The organism is Clostridium ljungdahlii DSM 13528 (assembly GCF_000143685.1).
Classification (GTDB): domain Bacteria; phylum Bacillota; class Clostridia; order Clostridiales; family Clostridiaceae; genus Clostridium_B; species Clostridium_B ljungdahlii.
In genome coordinates this window covers 1,995,468-2,020,415 of sequence record NC_014328.1, presented here as the reverse complement: position 1 = coordinate 2,020,415, position 24,948 = coordinate 1,995,468, and the positions used below count along the sequence as shown (strand labels likewise).

The 24,948-nt window shown below is 29.9% G+C and carries 22 protein-coding genes and 2 pseudogenes; 13 read left to right on the top strand and 11 right to left on the bottom strand.

Features of this window, described 5'->3' with window-relative positions:
- Positions 1-170 precede the first annotated feature (170 nt).
- Together CLJU_RS09155 and CLJU_RS09150 are read right to left on the bottom strand one after the other, a co-directional pair.
- Positions 171-1,646 carry a cell wall-binding repeat-containing protein gene (locus CLJU_RS09155; protein ID WP_013238520.1) on the bottom strand — a complete coding sequence of 492 codons (1,476 nt, stop codon included), beginning with the start codon at positions 1,644-1,646 and terminating at the stop codon, positions 171-173.
- Between the two features lie 80 nt (positions 1,647-1,726).
- Positions 1,727-1,963 (bottom strand): hypothetical protein, encoded by a 237-nt coding sequence (locus CLJU_RS09150; RefSeq protein WP_041705093.1) that lies wholly within the window; start codon positions 1,961-1,963, stop codon positions 1,727-1,729.
- Positions 1,964-2,146: 183 nt separating this feature from the next.
- Here CLJU_RS09150 and CLJU_RS09145 point away from each other — a divergent pair, with 183 nt between their 5' ends.
- The 3 genes from CLJU_RS09145 (at position 2,147) to CLJU_RS09135 (ending at position 5,627) form a co-directional block, all read left to right on the top strand.
- A complete protein-coding gene (locus tag CLJU_RS09145) occupies positions 2,147-4,174 on the top strand; it encodes a thioredoxin domain-containing protein (protein WP_013238518.1) in 2,028 nt (675 codons plus the stop codon).
- 150 nt (positions 4,175-4,324) lie between these two features.
- On the top strand, positions 4,325-4,744 hold the full coding sequence (locus CLJU_RS09140; RefSeq protein WP_023163477.1) for a DUF2935 domain-containing protein: 420 nt from the start codon (positions 4,325-4,327) through the stop codon (positions 4,742-4,744).
- Between the two features lie 187 nt (positions 4,745-4,931).
- Positions 4,932-5,627: a manganese catalase family protein gene (locus CLJU_RS09135; RefSeq protein WP_013238516.1), complete on the top strand. Its 696-nt coding sequence runs from the start codon at positions 4,932-4,934 to the stop codon at positions 5,625-5,627.
- A gap of 161 nt (positions 5,628-5,788) precedes the next feature.
- Here the strand turns inward: CLJU_RS09135 and CLJU_RS09130 are convergent, their stop codons facing one another.
- From CLJU_RS09130 to CLJU_RS09120, 3 genes are all read right to left on the bottom strand, one after another.
- Positions 5,789-7,657 carry a sensor domain-containing protein gene (locus CLJU_RS09130; RefSeq protein ID WP_013238515.1) on the bottom strand — a complete coding sequence of 623 codons (1,869 nt, stop codon included), beginning with the start codon at positions 7,655-7,657 and terminating at the stop codon, positions 5,789-5,791.
- 274 nt (positions 7,658-7,931) lie between these two features.
- A complete protein-coding gene (locus CLJU_RS09125; RefSeq protein WP_013238514.1) occupies positions 7,932-9,386 on the bottom strand; it encodes a cell wall-binding repeat-containing protein in 1,455 nt (484 codons plus the stop codon).
- A gap of 463 nt (positions 9,387-9,849) precedes the next feature.
- Positions 9,850-10,713, bottom strand: coding sequence for a DMT family transporter (locus CLJU_RS09120; RefSeq protein WP_167317021.1), 864 nt, complete (start codon positions 10,711-10,713; stop codon positions 9,850-9,852).
- A 146-nt stretch (positions 10,714-10,859) separates the two neighbouring features.
- On the opposite strand from CLJU_RS09120, the gene CLJU_RS09115 reads away from it, so the two are divergent.
- Together CLJU_RS09115 and CLJU_RS09110 are read left to right on the top strand one after the other, a co-directional pair.
- Positions 10,860-11,846 (top strand): sulfide/dihydroorotate dehydrogenase-like FAD/NAD-binding protein, encoded by a 987-nt coding sequence (locus CLJU_RS09115; RefSeq protein WP_013238512.1) that lies wholly within the window; start codon positions 10,860-10,862, stop codon positions 11,844-11,846.
- Positions 11,847-11,858: 12 nt separating this feature from the next.
- Positions 11,859-12,116, top strand: a pseudogene (locus tag CLJU_RS09110) (FAD-dependent oxidoreductase); the annotation flags it as partial.
- 119 nt (positions 12,117-12,235) lie between these two features.
- On the opposite strand, the gene CLJU_RS09105 reads toward CLJU_RS09110, so the two are convergent.
- The 4 genes from CLJU_RS09105 to CLJU_RS22575 all read right to left on the bottom strand — a co-directional run bounded on the left by CLJU_RS09105 (position 12,236) and on the right by CLJU_RS22575 (position 13,873).
- Complete coding sequence (locus CLJU_RS09105) at positions 12,236-12,958, bottom strand: hypothetical protein (protein WP_013238510.1); 723 nt, start codon at positions 12,956-12,958, stop codon at positions 12,236-12,238.
- 15 nt (positions 12,959-12,973) lie between these two features.
- Positions 12,974-13,474 carry a siphovirus Gp157 family protein gene (locus CLJU_RS09100; protein ID WP_013238509.1) on the bottom strand — a complete coding sequence of 167 codons (501 nt, stop codon included), beginning with the start codon at positions 13,472-13,474 and terminating at the stop codon, positions 12,974-12,976.
- A 17-nt stretch (positions 13,475-13,491) separates the two neighbouring features.
- The gene (locus CLJU_RS23145; RefSeq protein WP_013238508.1) at positions 13,492-13,617 is read right to left on the bottom strand and encodes a hypothetical protein; all 126 of its coding nucleotides are present in this window, start codon (positions 13,615-13,617) and stop codon (positions 13,492-13,494) included.
- 82 nt (positions 13,618-13,699) lie between these two features.
- Positions 13,700-13,873, bottom strand: coding sequence for a hypothetical protein (locus tag CLJU_RS22575; protein ID WP_013238507.1), 174 nt, complete (start codon positions 13,871-13,873; stop codon positions 13,700-13,702).
- A gap of 168 nt (positions 13,874-14,041) precedes the next feature.
- Between CLJU_RS22575 and CLJU_RS09095 the strand changes: the two genes are divergently transcribed.
- Both CLJU_RS09095 and CLJU_RS09090 read left to right on the top strand, forming a co-directional pair.
- Complete coding sequence (locus CLJU_RS09095; protein ID WP_013238506.1) at positions 14,042-15,664, top strand: recombinase family protein; 1,623 nt, start codon at positions 14,042-14,044, stop codon at positions 15,662-15,664.
- A 21-nt stretch (positions 15,665-15,685) separates the two neighbouring features.
- Positions 15,686-16,717: pseudogene (locus CLJU_RS09090) on the top strand (FAD-dependent oxidoreductase); the annotation flags it as partial.
- Positions 16,718-17,003: 286 nt separating this feature from the next.
- On the opposite strand, the gene CLJU_RS09085 reads toward CLJU_RS09090, so the two are convergent.
- Positions 17,004-18,152 carry a methyl-accepting chemotaxis protein gene (locus CLJU_RS09085; protein WP_013238504.1) on the bottom strand — a complete coding sequence of 383 codons (1,149 nt, stop codon included), beginning with the start codon at positions 18,150-18,152 and terminating at the stop codon, positions 17,004-17,006.
- A gap of 296 nt (positions 18,153-18,448) precedes the next feature.
- On the opposite strand from CLJU_RS09085, the gene CLJU_RS09080 reads away from it, so the two are divergent.
- The 6 genes from CLJU_RS09080 to CLJU_RS09055 all read left to right on the top strand — a co-directional run bounded on the left by CLJU_RS09080 (position 18,449) and on the right by CLJU_RS09055 (position 24,334).
- Positions 18,449-18,649: a helix-turn-helix transcriptional regulator gene (locus CLJU_RS09080; protein WP_023163472.1), complete on the top strand. Its 201-nt coding sequence runs from the start codon at positions 18,449-18,451 to the stop codon at positions 18,647-18,649.
- A gap of 4 nt (positions 18,650-18,653) precedes the next feature.
- Positions 18,654-19,073, top strand: coding sequence for a hypothetical protein (locus tag CLJU_RS09075; protein WP_013238502.1), 420 nt, complete (start codon positions 18,654-18,656; stop codon positions 19,071-19,073).
- A 231-nt stretch (positions 19,074-19,304) separates the two neighbouring features.
- Positions 19,305-20,471, top strand: coding sequence for an iron-containing alcohol dehydrogenase (locus CLJU_RS09070; protein ID WP_013238501.1), 1,167 nt, complete (start codon positions 19,305-19,307; stop codon positions 20,469-20,471).
- Between the two features lie 182 nt (positions 20,472-20,653).
- Positions 20,654-22,129 (top strand): spore germination protein, encoded by a 1,476-nt coding sequence (locus CLJU_RS09065; protein ID WP_013238500.1) that lies wholly within the window; start codon positions 20,654-20,656, stop codon positions 22,127-22,129.
- Positions 22,126-23,220, top strand: coding sequence for a GerAB/ArcD/ProY family transporter (locus CLJU_RS09060; protein ID WP_013238499.1), 1,095 nt, complete (start codon positions 22,126-22,128; stop codon positions 23,218-23,220). The genes CLJU_RS09065 and CLJU_RS09060 overlap by 4 nt, the downstream gene beginning before the upstream one ends.
- The gene (locus CLJU_RS09055; protein WP_242825705.1) at positions 23,198-24,334 is read left to right on the top strand and encodes a Ger(x)C family spore germination protein; all 1,137 of its coding nucleotides are present in this window, start codon (positions 23,198-23,200) and stop codon (positions 24,332-24,334) included. The genes CLJU_RS09060 and CLJU_RS09055 overlap by 23 nt, the downstream gene beginning before the upstream one ends.
- A gap of 52 nt (positions 24,335-24,386) precedes the next feature.
- Here CLJU_RS09055 and CLJU_RS09050 read toward each other — a convergent pair whose 3' ends face one another.
- The gene (locus CLJU_RS09050; protein WP_242825704.1) at positions 24,387-24,947 is read right to left on the bottom strand and encodes a hypothetical protein; all 561 of its coding nucleotides are present in this window, start codon (positions 24,945-24,947) and stop codon (positions 24,387-24,389) included.
- Position 24,948 lies beyond the last annotated feature (1 nt).

Sequence of the window (24,948 nt, the reverse complement as noted above, 5' to 3'; positions counted from 1 at the left end):
TCATAAGTTATTTTGTAAGCTAATAAATATATCTTTAATTACCATAAAAAATAAGATATAAACCGTGTCATTTTAGGTAAAAACTATTATTAAAGGCAGAAGTTAACTATGTATCTTCTTCCCTACAATAATAACTCTATTGTATTTCAATTGCTTGTTCTCTTGTAATCCTAGTTCTGGTTATCTCTATACTTGAAATCATTCCAATCCATACCACTAGTTGCGTCATCTACTAACCAACATCCATTTTCATAAATTAAAGTAAAAGTACAATCAGAAGGACTTTCCTCTTCAGTATTATCGTCCTCATGATAACAATTTAAAGTTACATTTATTTTATTATTATCTACGGTTTTATTTTCTATTTTAGATTGTAAAAATAAAGGTCTTGTTCCAGGATTACAACCAAGAATATAAAAAATATTATTTGACTTTATAAATAAATCTGTATTTATAAAGTAATTTGATTTTTTTTCTGAAAAATATTTATTATAATAATTAAATAGCTTATCATAGGTATTTACATTGTCTTTTAGTTTATAATAAGTTTCTCCTTCTCGTTCAGTAGGTATACTGTCATTCTCATCATATGATCCAAGTGAATGAATCTGAATATATGCTTGATCTGCATTATATATTAAATTTTTTATTTCATCATCGCTTATGCCTGGTATAAAAACCCCACTGACAATACTATTTATTACTGAATCTGTGACTACTCCAGTACCTCCTAAAGCTACTACATTATTATATTTTTCGTGTTGAGCTTTTATTGAAGATTCTACTGAAGGATCAACGTAAGATCCTACTAAAATTAAAGGTGAGTTACTTGAAGCTGCTAATACACTGCCAGATAATGCATCTGGATAATTTTCTCCTGACGCAATATAAACTTTATCATAACTAAAATCATTAGTAAAATGATTTAATATAGCTGAATTTGTGTCATATCTACTATTTCCTCCAAGCCTTGTAACATTGTTCAACTGTGAGGATATTTTGTCACTTATAACTCCAGTTCCACCAACTATATAACTTTCATTATAAGAACTATTATGCAAAAACTCCTTAATTGGTGTTGATAAATCATCCTTGTCAGTAAGTAATATTGGCATTCCCTTTTTTGCTGCTATAGGTGCTATAGATAAAGCATCTGCAAATCCAAATCCATTTGTTACTACCACACCATTAATGTTTCCTAAAGCCTTAGCTACCGCTAATGATGTCTCAAATCTGTTTTGTCCATATATTCTAGTAGTTTCAATATTCATATTTGTTATTTCAGATTTTACATTATCAGATACGGATGCTGTTCCACCAACAATAAATACTCTTTTTACTTTAAGTCTTGTTAATTGTTCTTTAGCCTCTGAACTTAAAGCATCCCTGCTAGTTAAAAGTATAGGTGCTTTATTTTTCTCAGCTAAAGGTGCCGCACATAGTGCATCTGCAAAGCCTTCTCCACTTGCTATTACAACATATTCTGATGATGTCCAACCTGAGTCTACAATTTTAGAATTAGTTTCATATCTATTATTACCACATAATCTATCTTGTAGTGTTGCTGCACTTACAACATTTGATGTGAGAAACATCCCACAAAATATAGCTGCAGTAAAAATAATTCCTGATAATTTTTTTTTCATGTTGATTCCCCCTACTATAACCAGTATAACCATTTTATATCAATAATGCCACTTATCTTATGTCATAAAATTTAAGTAAATTAAATCATTTTATTAAGTATTGTATTTGCAGTTATAATATCACTATCTGCTGTATATATGGTTATTAAATCTCCTACTAAAGATTTCTCCAAAGATGTTTTCACACTGCAGTTTTCTGCTTTCATGCTTTCTATAAAATAATAAGAAAGGTCATAGAAGATATGCTTTGCCCATACCTTAATCACATTTTTATCATCGCTGCTTTTCTCTACCTTAAAAGATACCACACTTACCATAAACAATTTTACCTAAAAAACAATTTCATCTCAAAATCCTTTACCAGCTCTAATTTCAATATTTTTCATAAACTGCTTTACCTTATTTTTAAATATTAAACCACTCAAAACATACTTTTATTTGAATAATTTTCTCCCCAAAAGATAAATCTATAATAAGAATAAATTTTAGGAGGTGATTCTATGAACCTAACAAGTACACCCAATAGATTAATAAATGAAAAATCTCCGTATCTCTTACAACACGCACACAATCCAGTAAATTGGTATCCTTGGGGAGATGAAGCATTTAAGAAGGCAAAATCAGAAGATAAACCTATATTTTTATCCATAGGATACAGTACATGTCACTGGTGCCATGTTATGGAAAAGGGGAGTTTTGAAGACACAGAAGTAGCTGAAATGCTAAACGACAGCTTCATCTCCATAAAAGTGGACAGAGAAGAAAGGCCTGATATAGACAGTATATATATGAATGTATGTCAGTCCATCACTGGAAGCGGCGGATGGCCCCTTACAATTATCATGACACCTGATCAAAAACCTTTTTTTGCAGGTACCTATTTCCCCAAAAATAATAGAGATGGGCTCATGGGGTTGATGTCTATTTTAGACTACATTAAAAAGGCATGGAAAAATAATAGAAGTGAACTTTTAAATGCCAGCACACAAATATTAGATTCCCTAAAAAATTCAAATGAAACCTCTAATGAAACCATTAATGAAGATATCTTTCAAAAAACTTTTTTAAATTTCAAATATGATTTTGACCCTACATATGGAGGCTTTGGAGACTTTCCCAAATTTCCTTCAGCACATAACTTGCTTTTTCTGCTCAGATATTTTTACAAAACCAAAGATTCCTCTGCTTTAGAAATGGTTGAAAAAACATTGGACTGCATGAGAAAAGGTGGAATATATGACCATATAGGTTTTGGCTTCAGCCGCTATTCTGTAGATAGAAAATGGCTTGTTCCACATTTTGAAAAAATGCTATATGACAATGCGCTCTTAATTATAGCCTATATTGAAACCTTTCAAGCTACAGGTAATAAAAAATACTGTAAAACAGCAGAAGAAATACTGAGTTATGTACTAAGGGACATGACTTCAAATGAAGGTGGTTTTTACTCTGCAGAAGATGCTGATTCTGAAGGCGAAGAAGGTAAATTTTATGTCTGGTCAGAGGAAGAAATAAAAGATATACTTCAAGAAGAAGATAGTGGCAAATTTTGTTCTTATTTTAATGTAACAAAAGGCGGAAATTTCGAAGGCAAAAATATTTTGAATCTAATAAATAGTTCTATTCCAGAAGATGATATGCAATTTATAGAAAACTGCAGAGAAAAATTATTTGCTGAAAGGGAAAAAAGAATACATCCTTATAAAGATGATAAAATTTTAACCTCCTGGAATGGTCTTATGATTGGTGCTATGTCAATAGCTGCCAGAGTTTTAAACAACTCCAAATACACTAAAGCTGCCAAAAAAGCTGTAGACTTCATTTATAAAAACTTAGTTAAATCAGACGGCCGTCTCCTTGCAAGATATCGTGATGGAGAAGCTTCTTTTTTAGGCTACCTAGATGATTACTCCTTTTTAATATGGGGACTTATAGAATTATATGAAACAACCTACAGCACAGATTACCTAAAAAAAGCACTGGAACTCAATGAAGATTTATTAAAACTTTTCTGGGATAAAGAAAATGGAGGCTTCTTCCTATATGGAAATGACGGTGAGAAGTTAATTACAAGGCCAAAGGAAATATATGATAGTGCCATTCCCTCTGGTAATTCCGTAGCCACATTAAATTTGCTGCGATTGTCCCATTTAACAAGCAGTTATGATTTTGAAGATAAAGCTAAACAGCTATTTGACGCTTTTTCAAGAGAAATAAATAGCTTTCCAAGAGCATGCTCATTTTCTCTTATATCACTTTTATTTTCAAAATCACCTATAAGGCAAATTATTGTATCTGCAGGAAGCAACATTGAGGAAGGTAAGCAAGTAGTTCATATGATAAATGAGAAATTTAATCCTTTTACAATTTCAATTTTGTACTGCAATTTAAATAAAGATTTGAGCACTATTTCCCCTATTATAAAAAACTATATAGACATCAATAACAAAACTACCACATACATTTGTGAAAACTTTACCTGCAAAAAACCTATAACAGACATTAATTTATTGAGGAAAATATTATAATCAGATTTCTAAGTATCAGGTTGAGTTTTGACTCCACCTGATGCTTAAAAAAACTTAATGTGCCTGTTTAAAAATAATTTTATTACAGTAACCTTTTTGTAATAACCTGCATATTATATTATTATGTATAATTTTATCAGGAGGTAGCTCATGTATTGTTACACTTACATGAATCAATTTACTTGCGTTTTCAACGAACTTCAACTGTGGTCTCATATTTCAAGTGACCATCCAATTTTTCTCAAAACTGTGGCTTCCCTTTCTAATATTAAACTACCAAAGCCTATAGTAGATGGATTAAATAATATTCACAATGCATTTTTAAAATTATATAACAATGCAGTTCAGCTGAAAAAATCTACAAGCACCAATCCTGCTCAATATACTATGCATATAAAAAAATTAATTGATGAATTTATATATTACGATACCCGTGCCCTATCTTTTTATCCTCAATTGCTTACTTTCGCAAAAGCAAATAAAGCTTGGCAGGAACTAGTTAGACACATAATTAATGAACAAGCCTTTATGCTTGAGCTATTTAAAAATTTAAGACAGCAAATAAGATAAACTTTTAAATACAATTCCTAACATATTAATTAAAAATGCCAATAACGTTTTTATTCAATCTTCTCCTTTAGTTTTTTATATATTGAAATTACATCAACTATGAGATGTATTATATCTGTTCATTTTGTAAAAACTAAATTAGATTTATGAATATAAATTACAAAATGAAGGAGAGGTTGATATACTAATGTTTAAACATGAGAAACCACTTTTAAAAGAAGTTAAGGTAGAAAAACCTAATCCACAGTATGCAGTACTAATGCAAGAACAATTAGGTGGTGGAAATGGCGAACTCAAGGCTGCCATGCAGTACTTATCACAGAGTTTTAGAGTAAATGATCCTGCAATAAAAGATTTATTTTTAGATATTGGTTCAGAAGAACTCAGCCATATGGAAATGGTTGCTCAGACTGTAAATTTGTTGAACGGTCATTCAGTTGATTTCAATTCAGTAGGTAGTGGAGAAATTGAAACTCATGTATTAGGTGGATTAGCACCAGTATTAATGAACTCTTCTGGCGAACCATGGACTGCAAATTATGTAACCGTTACAGGAGATCTTGTTGCAGACTTGCTTTCAAATATAGCATCCGAGCAAAGAGCAAAAGTAGTATATGAATACCTATATCGCCAAATCAACGATAAATATGTACGTGAGACAATAGATTTCTTACTAAATCGTGAAGAAGCTCACAATGCATTATTTAGAGAGGCCTTAAATAACGTTAAGTCTACAGGTTCAAATAAGGATTTTGGTGTAACCCAAGATTCTAAATTGTATTTTGACCTTTCAACACCAGGTAGATACTATGGAGACCCTAATCCTACAGAACCTAGCTTTGCAAATCCTAAAAGAGAACAGGAATTGACAGGGAAACATTAATAAATTTATTAAAAAAAGGGTTGTTACACTAAGAAATTTACATACAACATATTATTTTGTAATTTGCTTGCTAATACCATATGTTGTAAAATTTATTCTCAGTGTGACAGTCCTTATTTTTGTATAACAATATAATGTATTTAAATACAATCATATTCAACTTATACCAACATATTATTAAACTTACCTATTGAATAAACCACACTTTCAATATTTTCTACAGGCATAGGCTTACTAAACAGGTATCCTTCAACTTTATTGCAGTTCATAGATCGAAGTATTTGAAATTGTTTTACAAACTCCACTCCTTCAGCAACTACACTTATATTCATCTTGTGAGATAGATTTATTATGCCATCTACCACAGAACAATCTCTGGAATTAAGATGAATTCGATTAATGAAAAACTTATCAATTTTCAGAGTATTTATAGGAAGTAATCTTAAATAATTTAATGAAGAATAGCCTGTCCCAAAATCATCTAGAGCAATGCTTATTCCAAGTCTTCTTAATTTTTCTAAGGCAGCTATATTAGACTGTAAAGATTGCATAACTTCACTTTCTGTAATTTCAATTTCCAAAAGCTCTGGTGGAAGATTACTTTCATGTAAAACTGTTTTTACCATTTTAAAAAAACTGGGATGCTGTAATTGAACCTTTGAGACATTTATTGATATAATACCAAAATCATACCCTTTATCTAACCATTGTTTATGCTGCTTACAAGCAGTTTCCAGTACCCACTTACCAATAGGAACTATTAATGATGTGTCTTTAGCTACGGGAATAAATTCAATTGGAGAAACGAATTCATTTTCCCCAACTTTCCACCTTAATAGAGCTTCCATAGCCTTGATTTTTCCAGTTTTACAGTCAATTTCAGGCTGATAATATAACTGAAATTGATTATTTTCTAAAGCAGTTCTAAGCCCCTCTTCTAGTTCCGCTTTTCTCGAAACCTCATAAGACATCCTTCTATTATAAAATTTATATATGCCTTTACATGAATCTTTTGCTTTATACATAGCTATATCTGAATTTTTCAGTAAAGAATCAGCTGTAGTCCCATCCTGAGGATACATGGAGATGCCTATACTAGCACTAATATGAATTAAATTTTCGTTTATTTTAAATGGTGCTTTAAATGCAAATATTATTTTATTACAAACTTTTACAATATCATTCTTATCCTTTATATCATGCTGTATTATCAAGAATTCATCTCCGCCTAATCTAAATACAGTATTATCTTCTTCCATAATATTTTTTAATGTATTTGCCACATATTGAAGAAGCTTGTCTCCACATTGATGACCTAAAGTATCATTTACCCTTTTAAAATTATCTACATCTATAAAAAGTAATGCCCCTTTTTTATCATTTTCACTAGAGCTTTTCAATACCTTATTTAGCTTATCTTGAAACATTTTTCTATTAGGAAGATCTGTTAAGCTATCATAATAGCCTAGATATTTATTTTTATCCTGTATAAGCTTTTGTTCTGTAATATCAGTAACATAGCCTGCTATTTTTAAAGCTTTTCCTTTTGCATTCCTAAGTGCCTTTGCTCTAATAAAAATCCATTTTTTCTTTCCACCTTTAGTTGTTAATTTAAACTCGCATTCATAAAAAGGAGTTATCCCTGCTAGGTGATTCTCCAAATAATTTAGCATTATCTTTTTATTTTCATCTGGTAACAATTTTTCTAATATGATCTTAAGATTATCATTTTTACTAACTTTGTACCCAGTAATTTCTTTCCACTTATCTGAAGCAAAAAAATTATTTTTCTCTATGTCATATTCCCAAATAGCAATGTTAGAACTTTCTGCAGCTAATTTATATCTTTGCTCCATTAAATTTCTTTTTTTTATATTTATATAAAATATAATTACAAATGATAATAGTACTGCAACTATGGTTACTGCAATAAAAAATACTGTTTTATATCTACTATAAAAAGAAACATATCCTGCAATTTTCAAATTTTCAATTATGGAAAATAGCTCTTTTTCTAAAGTACTCACCATAAATATAGCACCTTCCGTCCCAAACTGCCTATAGTTGCTATTATAGTATTCTCTATATCAAAAATCAATACAGGTACCATAATATAAATATAACAGCTCTAGTATGCCCTATTATACCTAGTCTTCAACATGATATTGACCGAAATATAAAAGTAAAATAGTATAAATAAACATCTTTTTCATCTTATTCAAGAGATTATTTTGTCTAAAGTTTGTAATAAAAAGAAGATTATAAATTTAAAAAATTCATAGTCTTCTTTTATTGCAAGGTAAATTACTCTACTCCCCAGTTATCAAACTTATCTATGAGCCACCTATTTCCATCGTAAACTAAAGTGGCATTGGCATAGGATAACTCTCCATAATAATAACCCTTTAATGTAATATCCGCTTTATTACCATCATATTTCTTAGAAACTACTTCAGAATTTTCAACAGTAAGTTCAGGTTCAGGATTTCCATATCTCATATAAACTTTACCATCAATATCCTTAAATACAAAACTTATTAGAGCACTTACAAAATCCTTCGTATAATAATTGTTCAATCCATAGTTTTCATTTAAATATTCACTTATAGAACTGTATTCCCCTATGTTATCTGTTACGGGAGCATAGCTTATGCCTGATACATCCATATAGGAGTTTCCATCCACATTAATTTTTAATACTTTCTTAAAAGCATCGTCACCCTGAAGCAGCAATTTTTTAGCATCCCCATTTGAAATAACAGCTTTGCCCTCTAAAGCATCTTGTACATCTTCACTTACAGCTACAGTGCCACCTACTAAAATAACCTTTTCACAGTTGGATCCATCCAAATATTGTTTTTGATCTGATATATTAGCTCCATCTGTTAATATTATTGGTGCATTGTTTTTTGCAGCCAGTGCACCTGCAGATAACGCATCAGGAAAATTCTCACCACTTGCAATGACAGCTTCATTTGAAGTTTGATTAAAGTATTTACATACATTTAAGGATGTATCATATCTGTTCATGCCCCCTATCCTTATTATGTCATTACTATTGAGTGATGGGACAGTTTCCTTTAACTGACTTACTATATTACCTGCTACTGATGATTCTCCACCAATAATAAATACTTTAGATGGCTCTATATTTTTCAGTGTTTCTTTTGTTTCATCAGGTAAGTTAAATGAATTAGTCATGATAATAGGATATCCTTTTGACGCAGCAATACTTGAAACACTTAAAGCATCTGCAAATCCAAAAGCATTTACTATAACTACTGGAGTAGCTTTTGCTGTCATTAAGTATCTGTCAATTATAAAATTTGTGCCAAATCTATCTCCTCCCCCTAATCTTTTAATGCTGCTGTATCCTAATGAATTAAAATAACTCTCAAAATTTTCACTTACAGCCGATTCTCCTCCTAATATGTAGATAGTTCCCTCTCTACTTAACTTATTTTTTATAAAGTTAATAGCATCTCCACTGGAATTTACGTCTTTTCCTACTAACAATATAGGAGCATTCTCTTTTTTTGAAAGCACAGAGCCTCCTAATGCATCTGGAAAATTACTTCCACTTACAATAATTACATTTTTCAATTTATCACTGCTAAAATTATTTGCTATATTTACAGATGTTTCATATCTATTTGCCCCACTTATTCTACTTACACCATAAGCAGTTTTAGCATATACAAATTCTCCTCCACATGTTGATATAACTATTGAAATTATGAAAGCTATGGTTTTCTTCACTAATATCCCCCCTATTTTTAATATATTACTATTTATAGTATTTACATATTAAAAAAATTACAGCAGAATATTTAATTATTAGTTATATCGTAGTCATATTTTAGGCTATATAACTATATACTATATATTGTTCCAGTAAAAGGATGTGTTTTTAAATAATTTAGTTGACATATTCCGTTTACTAGAATATAATTAAGTCTATTAAGTAAAAGGAGGCGGTAATTTGAAAAAGGAAAATATATTAATAACACCTGATGTTATTGAAGAATGTCTAAGTGAATCCCTAGATACTATCGAAAAGAAAGCTTGTTCTTACAGCAAAAAGCAAAAATCTTTAAAGTAATTTTCATATCTAAATATTCTCTTCCATTAATATACTTTGTCTATTAATGCATGAATCTCAATTTTCAGTCTGAAATAGTTATCATAGTCACCTAATATGACTGTGATAACTAGATAAAACTCAATCCATTTTTTTTATACTATAAATAGCATAAATAACAAGTGCTGCTCCAAAAACTTGAAGTAGTGATAAAGGTTCCTTTAAAATAAGAAATGAAAGAAACATAGCTGTTGGTATTTCTAAATTACCTATTATTGAAACTTTTAAAGATCCAATATGTTTAATTGCCGCGTAAAGCAAAGTTAAAGGTATTATCTCACAAAACACTCCTAATATTATAATGCAAACAATTAATTTTCCATTCAAATCCTGTCTAAACACGTCCACTGGAAACTTAAAAATTATTAATGATAAAAATGAAAATATAATGGAGTAAAAGTTAACTGCAAGTGGATTTAATTTGTCCATTTTTTTCTCCGTATATATATTCATAAAGGCATAAAATACTGCTGCCAGAATTCCATACATAAAACCTTTTGTTGAAAATGTCTTTATGCTCTGGTTAAGACCCAAAGCTAAAAAACAGCCTATAAAAGTTGCAATAAGAGCAAAAATCTTATTAAAACTTACCTGCATTTTTTGAAATACTACTGAATAAATAAAAACCATAGCGGGATATGTATAAAGCAGTATGGTAACCATTGAAACATCAAGATAATTAAAAGCCATATAATAGAAAATAGTCATGAAAGTATTACCCACTATACCAAGAACTGCTGTGTGGTATAAATCCTTTTTCCCTATTTTTAAAGCCTTACTATCTATTATAAGTATGCCTAGAAACATAATTGGAATTGACATCATATATTGAAGTGTCAATATATTTATAGAATTTGCCCCTTCCGAGAAAGCAATTTTTATTATGATTCCGCAAGTTCCAAATAATATAGCAGACAATGCGGAATATATGTATCCTTTTTTCAACAAAACACCCCTATCTAAGTAATTAAATTTAGCAGTCAATGTTTTTATTCTAACATAGTTTTTCATTTTAAAGTAACAAAAATCATTCTGAAAAATAATCTAATATTGTACATAGTTTTATAATAATATCAACGGAGGTTATTTACATGTATTGTATTGATGCAGGAAGTGACTATTGTCCATGCCACCTGGCAGAGACTCTTGACTGTATATTATGCTCTCAACTTTCCGGTGAAGAGTTTTGCCAATGCAAAGACTGGTGTGGAGTTTGTATATATGAACAATATATTTCCAATGGTAAAAAAGCAAAAAATTTAAGAAAAACTTATGATTGTCCTATATTAGACAAAAAAGTAGCTGAAGATTCTCTTTGCATGTTTACTTTAGAAGCACCAGAAAACCTAGTAAGAGAATTATCCAATGCTGGAAGCTTCGTATTTTTAAGAAATAAAGAAAGTGTAAATTATTACGACGTACCAATTTCTATTATAAATGCAGATAATACGAATAATACCCTAGATGTTGCAATAAAATCAAGCGGCACAAAAACTAAAGCTCTTTTTAAATTAAATAAAGGCGATAAAATACTTCTTAGAGGACCGTTTTCAAATGGAATAATGGGACTTTCAAATATTTCTAATGCTAAAGATGGTACATCATTAATTATAGCCCGAGGTATAGGAATTGCTCCTTCTATTCCAGTTATGAAAAAATTATATTCCAATAAGAACAAGGTTATATCTATTATTGACACACAATTTAAAGAAAATTTTTATGAGGATTATTTTAAAGAATGCAAATCAAAAGTGTTAGATTGCACTATATTAGACGAGGGAAATCTCTCTGAGAAATTCAAATTAATGCTTAAAAAAATTCTGCGGGAAAATTCCATAAATTTAGTTCACTGTGGGGGCCCGGATATAATGAGTTATGAAATTATAGATTTTATAGATAAAATGAACAATTCAAAAAACAAATCCATAAATTTTTCCTGCTGCAATAATTCCAAAATGAGCTGCGGTGAAGGAATATGTGCAAGCTGCACCAAACACTATGATGGTGACATAGTTAGAAGACTATGTAAGGTGCAAATGGATCCAAGAGATTTATTTAAAGGTAGAAGATTATTATAGGGGGTATTTTTTATGAAAATAATAGTAATTGGTTCAGGATGGTCTGGATGTGCCGCAGCTTTATCTGCTAAAAAAGCAGGTGCTGATGTAGTTATATATGAAAAAACCGACATGGTACTTGGCCTAGGAAATGTAGGAGGAATAATGAGAAATAACGGCAGATACACTGCTGCAGAAGAAATCACTGCACTTGGAGCAGGAGATCTAATAAGCATCACAGACAGCCTTACTAGACACAAAAATTTAGATTTTCCCGGTCATAAGCATGCTCCACTTACAGTATTGCGATCTTATTAAAATTCAAATAAAAGCAACATGTCAAAAGGTCATCTTTCTAGGATGTTTTGACATGTCTATAATAAGTATCCATATGGTTTCAAGAACTCTGTTTATTTTGCCGTACTTAAAATTCGGGCACCTTTGATATTTACCTGACAATTCATACATAACATTTTTCCAAATTTTTTATTGCTATAATCTGCTACTTTTTCCGATATGATGTTTCCACACTTTTCACAGTGAAGTTCATTTTTATTTATTACGTCTTTGTTGTCTATAGTAACTGTTTTACTCTGGTCACCAGCAGCTTTTCCTAAAGAATATCTTAATCTATAATAATTATCTTGAATTTCCAACTGATTAATTTCCCTATTCTTATTGTATCCTATTGACTTAACTTGAAAATGTACCCTTGGCGACAGAGTAACTTTACCATCTTTTTCAGCAAATTCTCCCTGCTGTAAACCGATCCATATAAAAGGAGCTGTATAAAGTTCTCTTCCTATTCCAATATTAAATCCTGCCCTTTTAAAACTATCACTAGCTTGACCTTTTTCTTTTTCCGTATAACTTTCCACTCCCACATCTTGCTTTCTAATCCACTGTTTCTTTTCATCATCCCAAATATCTATATTACAAAATAGTCTTCCATTTATAAGTTCATGGGTTCTTTTCCACCCTGTCATTCCAAAGGTTTCATCAAGTATTTTCATATCAACTCTTGCATCTTTATATAAGAGCAAAACACACCCTACACCATTTGGAGTTTTCTTTAAGCTCTGTACCCTTATTTCAATTTCATCTGCTTTTAAAAGCCGTACCTCCTTATTCATATTGCTTCACCTCCTCTATCTAATACTTAAACTTGTGGATTGTTTAATTTCCACACCATCTATCTTTATTTCTTGTTTTGAGTCTTCTAATATAGCCGTTTTATCCAGTTTATATGGTTGAGGAATCTTATACCTTTGTGGAATAGCATCTTCATCTATTACATTAACAGAAGGTGGATTTTTTCTTATTGAAAGAGTAAATAGTTTACCATTTATTTTTTCTTTCTTTAATATCTTCATATGGTCAAATAAATAACTTTTTAAATTTAAGACTTTATTTTCTGTTACTTTTTTTCTATCTTGAAGTCTTTTAATTTCCTCCTCCAAACCTTTAATGTCCGTACCTTTCGATTTAATTATTTTAGCAATATTTTCAGCTTTTACATTAAATTCCTCGTTAATTGAATCTAAGGATCTTTCTATATCACTTTTGGCATTTTCTAACTCCGGATTGTCCAATAAATCTTCCAAATTTCTGTATCTCTCTGAAATCTCATATAGTTTACTCAAACTCATTCCTCCCCTACTACTTTTTAAATATATATCCATACTATTAAAGGATTTTTCTTATCTATAATATATTTTATAGTTCTAAACTCTTTTAACTGCTTATCTCTCTGTTCTATATTTTCAAATCTCATTTTAGTTTTGTTTTCCATCTTATACCTCCTCTGAAGGTACACTCACTTTTTTCATATTCTTAATTTTAGTTTGAATGGTTTTCAATATGTCTATACTTATTTATTTCTTCCATGTTTGTCTTTCTTTTAATGTTTTTATGAGTTCATCTATTTGTTCAACACGTAATTCGCTTATAAGTGCTCTTGCAAAAACTCTTGCCATTCTTGTTTCCAGTTCATCCATTATTTTAGGGTCTTTTGAATAATGCATTCTTACTTTTATTAGCTTGGCCATAAAATAACATCTCCCAGCTATTTTTTAAGCATATTTACCTACAATATTATATGCACCTCAACTTATTGTGTGATGAAAATTTTTAATTTAAAAAGGAATAAAAAGTTAATTAAGGCCATGTAATTTAATATAGGACTATATTAATTTTTGAGGATGTGATTTTAAAAAATGATAGCAGCTGTATACAGCAGAAAATCCAAGTTTACATGCAAAGGTGAGTCTATAGAAAGTCAGGTACAAATATGTAAAGAATATGCAAAGAATAATTTGAAAATAAGCAGTTTTATAATATATGAAGATGAAGGTTTTTCTGGCGGCAATACAAATAGACCTAGATTTCAAGAACTTTTAAAAGATGCTAGAAAAGAAAAATTTAATTTTTTAATATGCTACAGGTTAGACAGGATTAGTAGAAATGTTGCTGATTTTTCTACTACATTAGAATTATTACAGAAACATAATATATCTTTTGTAAGTGTAAAAGAACAATTTGATACAAGTACCCCTATGGGTAAAGCCATGGTATATATAGCTTCTGTATTTGCACAGTTAGAGCGCGAAACTATTGCAGAACGTGTTCGAGATAATATGTTAGAACTTGCAAAATCCGGACGCTGGCTGGGAGGTCAAACTCCCCTTGGTTTCAACTCTAAGAAAGTAACTTATTATAACTCTGAAATGAAACAAAAATTTATGCATAAACTTTCTCCTATACAAAAGGAATTGGATAAAGTTAAATTGATATATGGTAAATACATGGAATTTGGTTCTATATCCCTAGTTCTTAAATATCTACTTACTAATAACATAAAAGGCAAAAATGGTGGAGACTTCTCATCTATGTCAATAAATGATACTCTTAGAAATCCTGTTTATGTAAAGTCAAACGATTTAGTTTTTAAATATTTAAAAGACTTAGGTATAACTACCTGCGGCATACCTAATGGCAATGGAATCATTACATATAATAAACGCAATTCAAAATATATAACTAGAAGTACAAGTGAGTGGATTGCTGCTGTTGCCAAGCATAAAGGAATTATTGAAAGTACTACCTGGCTAGAAGTGCAATTTCAATTAGATAAAAATAAAAGGAAATCTAGTCCAAGACAGGGAACATCTAAAAAATCTTTATTATCTGGAATATTAAAATGTGCTTTGTGCGGTTCACCCATGCGTGTCTCTTATGGAAGATCTAAAAAAAGTGAAAATAAAAGAACTTACTATTATGTGTGTACAATGAAAGCCCATTCTGGAAAAACCAGATGTGTTAACCCTAATGCCAACGGTCCAAAAATTGAAAAAGCTATTGCTGAAAATATTAAAAAACTAAATATAAATAAGCTTTTAAAAGAACTACAATATCGTAAAAATGAATCAACTTCTTCTATTAAAAATAATTTTGTTGAAATGCTAAAAAGAGAAATTGAAGATAAAAGTACCCAAATGAACACATTGTTGCAACAATTATCAAATATAAATGCAGATGACTCCCCTGCTTCTGAATTTATCCTAAATAAAATAGAAAACTTAGCAAAAACAATAAAGGATTTAAATTTGAAATTAGACAAGTCTAAAAATATTGAAGAAGAAAATGTAGATCTAGATATAATAGAAAAAGCCTTAGAAAATTTCAATTCATCCTTTGCCCTAATAAAAAATGTGTCAATCAAAAGGCATATCTTAGAAAACATAATTGACAAAATCTACTGGAATGGTAATACAGGTGATATTGATGTTTACTTATGGGGAAGTGAAAAAGTACACAAGTTTCATCCTAGTATTCCCTAAATCTGCTGCAATACCATAAATCATGTTCATGCTTGGCTCTATGATGTAAATAAAATCGAACCAGCTGTTAGAAAATATATTTTAAGTAAAGGCATAAAACTAAAGCTAATATCAAGAGTAGTGGATGTAAAAATGGAAGGGACTAAAATAAAAGGCATATATACCTCAAATGGAGATTATGAAGAAGCAGATGCCTTTGTTGAGACTACAGGTTCCACAGGTCCTATGGGAAACTGTATAAAATATGGTAACGGCTGTTCCATGTGCATACTTAGATGTCCTTCCTTCGGACCTAGAATAAGCATAAGCAAATGTGCTGGAGTAGAAGATCTTCACGGCGAGAGATTAGATGGAACTTACGGAGCTTTCAGCGGTTCCTGTAAACTTGCTAAAGATACTATAGATAAAAATCTCTTACATGAAATTGAAGAAAAAGGTGCAGTAGTACTTAAAGTTCCAGAAGAAGATGTAAATATGGATAAGTTAAAGGCTAAAGTATGCCAGCAGTATGCTTTAAAAGAATTTGCACAAAATGTAATACTTTTAGATACAGGCCATGTAAAGTTAATGACATCTTATTATCCTTTAGAAAAGTTGCGTAAAATACAAGGTCTAGAAAATGTCAAATTCATAGATCCGTATTCTGGAGGTAAGGGAAATTCCATAAGATATCTTTCCATCGCACCCGTTTCTGTGGACTTAAAAGTAAATGGCATAGATAACTTATTTTGCGGTGGAGAAAAAAGTGGTCTCTTTGTAGGTCACACAGAAGCTATATGTACAGGATCTCTTGCCGGTCATAATGCCGTAAAATGTGCACTCAATATTCCTACTCTAACACTTCCAACTAATACAGCTATTGGAGATATCATAAGCTATGCAACTTCCAAAATACACACTAAAGAAGGAAGAAAAAATAGATATACTTTTGCTGGTGCAGAATTTTTTAACAGAATGAAAGAAAAAGGTCTATATTCCATAGACAGAGAAGAAATACAAAATAGAATTAAAAATACTGGTCTTTCAAATATATTTAATAAAAAATTAGTTTAATAGCTCTAAGTAGGCTTCTGAACAAAAAATAAACTTATGCTTCAAATACTTTACAACCACAAGTACGGTTAAATATACTTGTTTATTGTAAAACATTTCTACGCATAAGTTTATTTTTTTATAAGCATACAAATATTTTTCAAACATAAAATATTATATTTAAAAATGTATCCATTACATCTTTAGATCGTCTTAAAATTATATTCAATGACAAGATAATAAAAAGGGCTATAGTAAAAACTACTGTCCACCCTTTAATATCAATACTTTTATTTAAAATTCTATATTATAGTTTAAGTGAAATTTCATTTAATTTTTCTGACATAGAAGTAACTTCTTCTATACTAGCTGTGATTTCCTGTGCAGCAGCTGCCTGTTCTTGACTTGACGTTAATGAATCTTGACTCATCTTGCTAGAAGACTCAACCTTTTCCTTAATATTATCCGTTAACTTTGCAATTTTAGGCACTGTGCTTCTTGACTGTTCCGATAATTTTCTAATTTCCTGAGCAACTACTCCAAAACCTTTTCCAGCATCTCCGGCCCTAGCTGCTTCAATTGAGGCATTTAATCCAAGCATCTTAGTTTGATCTGCTATGCCCTTTATAAGTGAAGCTACACCATTTATTTCTTGTGATAAATCTGTTATTTCATTAATACTATTATTAAGATTCTGCTCATTTTCATGTATAGTAGATGCCGATGCTGCTAATTCTTCAATAGTAGAAGTTATTTGGGCAAGACTATCTTCTAAACTCCTGGACATTTCTTTCAAATTATTTGCTTCAACTTTAGGAATCATAAGACCAAAAGTTCCAATTAATTCACCTGTATCATCACTAAATAAAGGATAGCAAACTGATAAAACTGGTACACCATACATTGAATCATCATGCTCTACAGACACTGGTTTTCTAGTTTTCACAGCTTCAGCAACTGTAGTATCTTTCTTAAAATTATCTCCAACCTTTAATTGAGACAGCTTAAAATCTTTTGAATCTTGTATGCTTATAAATTTATTTAAGTCTGTAGTAAAAATAATAGCACCATCAGAAAACATTTCAGATAATATTGGTGCAAAATCATCAAATGCCTTCATTAATGGATGCTGCACTGGAAATACAGTAGAAAACACTCCTACAGTTTGTCCTTCATCATTCACTATTGGTTCCGACACAATCTTCAGTCTCATTCCATATAAAGAACGTGGGACATTTTCTATAATCATTTTATTTTGACTCATAGCTTTACCAGTTATACTATTTGAATTCAACTTTTCACCAACTTGAAATATATTTAAATCAAATTCCTTAGACGCTTTTCTCCAAGTATAAGTAGTTCCATCACTGGTTAAATATATAACACCACCTGGTATCATATCTGCTTGCGTTTGGCACATATCTTTTACATATTTTACTCCATTTATAGAAATCATATTACATTCTCCTTTTCAAAATTTAATATCATTATATATCATAATATTACATTTTTATATACTTTATTCGATACTTGTCCAATTTGTATAAAATTTTGCCTAACTCCATCCTAAATTTAATACAAAGTTACTTATATGTATTATACAGTTAAATATTTCTACTCATAAGTTTATTTTTTAGTTAAAAACTTCATAAACATATACATAATTGTAAAATTAGCTTGATACCAAATGTAAAGTGTACTATACTATAATTGTAAAGTGTACTATACATTTAGGAGATGAATCTTCAAAATATGAAAAATAAAATTAGGGAACTTCGGAAAGAAAGAAAAATCACACAAGAAGAATTAGCAGATTTCTGCAATGTAACAAGACAAACAATAATATCACTGGAAAATGGTAAATATAATCCATCCATTTTTCTTGCTTATAAGATAGCAAAGATATTTAACATGACGATTGAACAAGTATTTATTTTTGAAGAGGAGGAATAGTTTTATGTATCATGCTAAAAGAAATCTTATATATTTTATATTTCAAACTATTTTCGGTATTATTGCACTGTTATTTTTTATATTTGGAGATTTTGCAAACAATCACAGTAAAGATATACTTTCAGGAATTGGCATCTCTTTTACAATCGCTGGAGTTATTGGCATTGCCACCAGCCTAAAGTTGTTAAAGGATCCTAAAAAAGCAGCAAAAATTGAAATGGCACAAACAGAAGAGCGTACACAATTCATAAAAGCAAAGACAAAATCTTTTGTTTACACTATAATGATTTACCTTGAATCAGCAGTTATTATTGTAACTGGACTTTTAGGATTTAGAACAATTTGTATTACACTTTCAGCTATTGTGCTTTTAAAAGTTATATTGAATCTCATCTTTTCCAACTACTATATGAAAAAATACTAATCTAAAGATATACCGTTTTACTTCATAATACGGTATATTTTTATTTTCTACTTCACATAATAGAAATATACTTATCAATAGTTTAATATTTACAAAGATATACGTTCTAAAACATAACAAAATATTACCAAAACTGATTTGCATAATCCATATAAGTATAGTATAATCAGTTAGATAATATTTTAACAATCTTTTTAAAAAATACTTTATGTATTTACAAGGAGGATAAAAATGGCAAGATTTACTTTACCAAGAGACATTTATTTTGGAGAAAATTCATTAGAAACCTTGAAAGACCTAGATGGAAAAAAAGCTGTTATTGTCGTAGGTGGTGGATCCATGAAACGATTTGGATTCCTTGATAAGGTAGTAAACTACTTAAAAGAAGCAGGTATTGAATCAAAATTAATAGAAGGAGTTGAACCAGATCCATCTGTAGAAACTGTTATGAATGGCGCTAAACTAATGAGAGAATATGAACCAGATTTAATAGTATCAATAGGTGGAGGTTCACCAATTGACGCAGCAAAAGCTATGTGGATATTCTATGAATACCCTGAGTTTACTTTTAAAGAGGCTGTGGTTCCTTTTGGTCTTCCTAAATTAAGACAAAAAGCAACATTTATAGCTATACCTTCTACAAGTGGTACTGCAACAGAAGTAACGGCATTTTCTGTAATAACAGACTATAAAGCTAAAATTAAATATCCTTTAGCTGACTTCAATTTAACACCAGATATAGCTATAATTGATCCAGCATTAGCTCAAACAATGCCACCTAAATTAACTGCACATACTGGAATGGATGCACTTACCCATGCTATTGAAGCATATGTTGCAGGACTTCATTCAGTTTTCTCAGATCCTCTTGCTATTCAAGCTATAGTTATGGTAAATCAGTATTTAATTAAATCTTACAATGAAGATAAAGAAGCTAGAAACCAAATGCATTTAGCTCAATGTTTAGCTGGAATGGCATTTTCAAATGCACTTCTTGGAATAACTCACAGTTTAGCACATAAAACAGGTGCAGTATTCCATATCCCTCATGGATGTGCCAATGCAATATATCTTCCTTATGTTATAGATTTCAATAAAAAAGCTTGTGCACCAAGATATGCTGAAATAGCTAGGAGTCTTAAACTTCCAGGAAATACTGATGATGAATTAGTAGATTCATTAACCAACATGATTAAAGATATGAATAAGAGTATGGATATTCCTTTAACATTAAAAGATTACGGAGTAGATGAAAAAGAATTTAAAGATAGTGAAGATTTTATAGCTCACAATGCCGTATTAGATGCCTGCACTGGATCAAATCCTAGAAGTATAAATGATACTGAAATGAAAAAGTTATTAGAATACATCTATTATGGTAAAAAGGTTGATTTTTAATCTATTTTATTCTATAAAAACCAGAAGTTTAAAAGCTTCTGGTTTTTTGTACAATAACTATTAACTTTTCATTCTTAACTATTAATTAAATTATTCATAGGGGTATCCTCCCGAGTAATCATGGGATAAATATAAAAAAAAAGAGCATACTAACTATATTATTAATGGGGAGGTGAATAAACATGCAAAACACAGAAACCGCAATTGATTCTAACATTGATAATATAAAAAATTTGGTTGGTAACAAATCCGAATTAGTAATAAAATATATATTTATTGGAGATAAAAATAGTTTAATAGCTGCTGTTATATATTTGAATGCTCAAACAGATAAGAATATTATAGATAGAGATATACTAAATCCTCTAATGCTTCACGTACATGAAGATATATCAACTATTAAAAATGTGGATGACTATTTATGCAAAAAGTATATTGCTGCAAGTAATACAAGTATAGAAACTGATATAAATACAATCCCAGATAGTATAAATAGTGGTAAAACTGTAATAGTACTTAATGGTATTTCAAATTTTATTGTAATAGATACTTCAGGTGGTACTTACAGGCAAATTTCCGAACCAGTTAGCGACGTGTCATTAAGAGGCCCAAGAGAAGGATTTGTAGAAAATATTGAAACAAATATAAGCATACTACGAAGAAGAATAAAAGATAAAAAGCTAACTTTACATAAATTTAAATTAGGGAGAAGAAGCCAAAGTAATTTTGTTATTATGTACATTGAAGACATAGTTGACAAAGACTTTTTAAGCAGTATAGAGGAGAAAATAAGTCAAATAGATAAGGATTTTGTAGCCGCAAATAGTACAATTGAACAGCTCATAGAAGAACATACCTACAGCGTTTTTCCCCAAACTATAGGATCTGAAAGACCAGATATAATAGAAGCTGCACTGATGGAAGGCAGGATAGCCTTCTTATTAGAAGGAACCCCCTACGTTACAACTTATCCAACTACATTTATAGAATTTTTTCAAACACCTGAAGATTATTATGGAAGAACGATTCAAGCATTTTTTATAAGAATAATAAGATTTATAGCTGCTTTCATAGTAATAACTTTTCCAGCAATTTATATAACTTTTATTAAATTCAACGCCGAACTCATACCTGTTGAGTTTATAGAGTCACTTGTGGAATCTAGAAAGGGAATAGCTCTAACCCCTTTTATGTCACTTTTAGCTATGAATTTAACTATAGAGTTTTTAAGAGAAGGTGGTCTAAGACTTCCTGGTAAAATTGGCCAAACTCTTAGTGTAGTTGGTGGTATTATTATCGGAGACGCTGCTATTAAAGCTAAAATAGTAAGTTCCACTACACTATTTGTTGCTGGTATTTCTACTGTTTCCTCTTTTGTAATATCAAATTATCAAATGTCTATTGCAATAAGGTTTCTTGCGTATCCCATGCTTATACTTTCAAATTGGCTTGGTGTACTTGGGATAATTATAGGATGGTTTTTTATATTATCCTATCTCTGCTCCCTTGAAAACTTTGGAGTACCTTATTTTGAATTCAATAAAAGTGATATGAAAGATACTTTTATAAGAGCACCCATTAAAGATATGATTAAACGACCTAAAATTATACCTAATATAAATCCTATAAGGCAGCATTTTAGGGGGAAAAATAAATGAATAAAACTCAAAATACATTTATAACATCAAGTGAATTTACACTTTTTTTACTTTCATCTTTTATTGGTATTGGAATTTTGTATTTACCTAACTCTGTTATAAAAGATGCCAGACAAGACGGATGGATAGGTTGCATAATAGGTGCAGTATATCCCCTATATATACTAATATTATCAAATTATACCTGTAATAAATTTCCAAATGATGACGTATTCGGCCTCAGTAAAAAATCTCTTGGTAAAATCTTAGGTAGTATTTTGAATTTTATATTTATAACATTTTTTATATTTGTAACCTCTACAGAACTTGCCGGCCTAGCTAATGCATTTAAAGTATATGCCACACCATTTTTAAAAAATTACCAAATATTTTTATCCATATTAACTGTTACAGCCTACACAGCTTATAAAGGTATAAAACCCTTAGGCAGATTATGTAAAATAACCTTTTATTTAACCCTAATACTACTTTTGCTACCCGTTGCAACTTTAAAATACGGAAGTTATTTGAATTTAATGCCTGTATTGGGTTCAGGTTTTAAAAATATATTAATATCTTCAAAAGAAACAACTTTTTTTTATTGCGGTGCTGAAATTACTTTTTTTATTTACCCCTTCCTTGAAAATAAGAAAAAGTTACTAAAATATGGATTAATAAGCACTGTAATTACTATGTCTGTTTATACGTGGTTTGTTTTTTTAGCTATATATTATTTGGGTATTGAAATTTCACCTAAGTATTTATGGCCAATATTAACATTAGCTGATAGTATAAATATACCTATTATCAATAGTTTTAGGTACATATTTGTATCATTATGGGCATTGGTAGTATTGAGGTGTATATCTATTTATTATTTTTCATCTTGCTATGGCATGAATAGACTTATAAATGAAATATCCCCCCAAACATTTACCTTAATTTTATACCCTATAGTTTTATTTTTATCAAGCTTATATGGACCTCCTACTAAAAGAAGAAATTATACAGACATGGTAATGTCATTTTATTTGATATACAACTTAATTTATATTTCACTAATAGTAATTTTAATAACTTTTAAAAAAGGTGGTAGTTTTGAAAAAAAATAAATTTTTTATACTGATTTTAATCATATTAATTTTTGTAATATCCTTTATGGGCACAAAAGGAGAACTTGTTGAAAACCTACAAATACCTGTGGGAGTTGGATGTGATATAAAAAAAACTTCTTCATATACTACTTATATTGTACCAATTCTTATGCACTCATTTGAATCTGGTAATAAAGTAGTAAGCAATGTACTTACAGGAGAGGGCTCAACTGTAGGAAAAACTAGAGAAAATAGACAACTAAAATCCAGTAAAAAATTTTTACTAGGTATTAATAGAATATATATTTTCAGTGAAGAAGCTTCTAAAAATGGCATAAAAAATTTTATAGATATTATTCTTAATAATGCAAATACAAATGACAGAGCATTTTCTGTAGTATGTAAAGGGAAAGTTGAAGATATATTTAACTATAATGTAAAAGGTTATGCTAGTTCTGCGGAATATATTTATGAAATGGTAAAGAATTTAAATCAATTTAATTTTTTTCCTTCACAATATACTATAATGGATATTATGGTAAGGATAGATGCAGAAGGTAGAAATACATTGCTCCCCTATGTAGAAATTGCAGGTGATGAAAATGGTGGAGAAGGTACCCTAATTAAAACTACAGGTGTTGCTATATTTAACAAAGATAAAATGATTGCAAAAACAAATGTTAAAGAAGCTAAAATCATAAATCTTCTAAAAGAAAATAATGTAAAAGGTATTTTAACATTACAACAAAATTCAAAAAAATATATAGACTTTTACGCAACATCTAAGAGAAAAGTCAAATGCTATAGGGAAAATGGCAATTACAAATTTATAATAAATTTGGATTTAAAAGGTGATATAATAAGTAATGAATTATATAAAAATATGTACAAAAGCCCAAAAGATATACAAGAATTTGAACAAAATACTGAAAAATTAGTAGTAGAAATGTGCAACAGAACCATAAGCCAAATAAAAAACAAATATAAAGTTGATATTTTGGATCTTGGAAGAGTTGCTGCTGCTAAATACGGCAGGGAAACAGGCACAGATTGGAATGAAGTAATAAGCAAGTCTGATATACAGGTTAATGTAAAAGTTAAAGTGGATACCCAAGGAAGAGGAGAATATTAAGCTCTATACACTTTATGTTGAATATTTAAAAAGGAGCACATTTTACTCCTTTTTAATCATCAAAATCCTTTATATCACTTTTGTTAATCAAAATTTCATATTCATACTTTGTATTGACTTTACCACTCCAGTTTTTATATGAAGCCGCAAAAACAGAAACCGTATCATTTTTTCCTAAGTTATTCTTAAAGACATCCATGGATTTTTTTGCAATTGATTTATTTGCAATTTTTAATATTGATTCTTTTTCTCCCTCAGTATAACTTTCCTTTATAGTTACTCCTTCTGTAACATCTACATTGTCAGATAAGGTTTTAGATTCATCTATAGGTTCTACTTGAAATACATATTCCATCTTGTCATCATCATTAGTTCCTTTACCCAGATAATATCCATCAACTTCATGCAGCTGATAAGTTCCAACATAAGATTTACTTACAAGTTTTTCATAATTTTTCACATGTATAACGATAAAAAGAACTAACATTATGAGAGAAATATAAATTATAACTCTTTTTTTTCTACATTTTTTATTTTTACTTTCTTCATCTATATATTTTCTATTTTTATTTTCGCTATTTATTCTTTTCTTATTCTTTTTTTTCTTATTCATC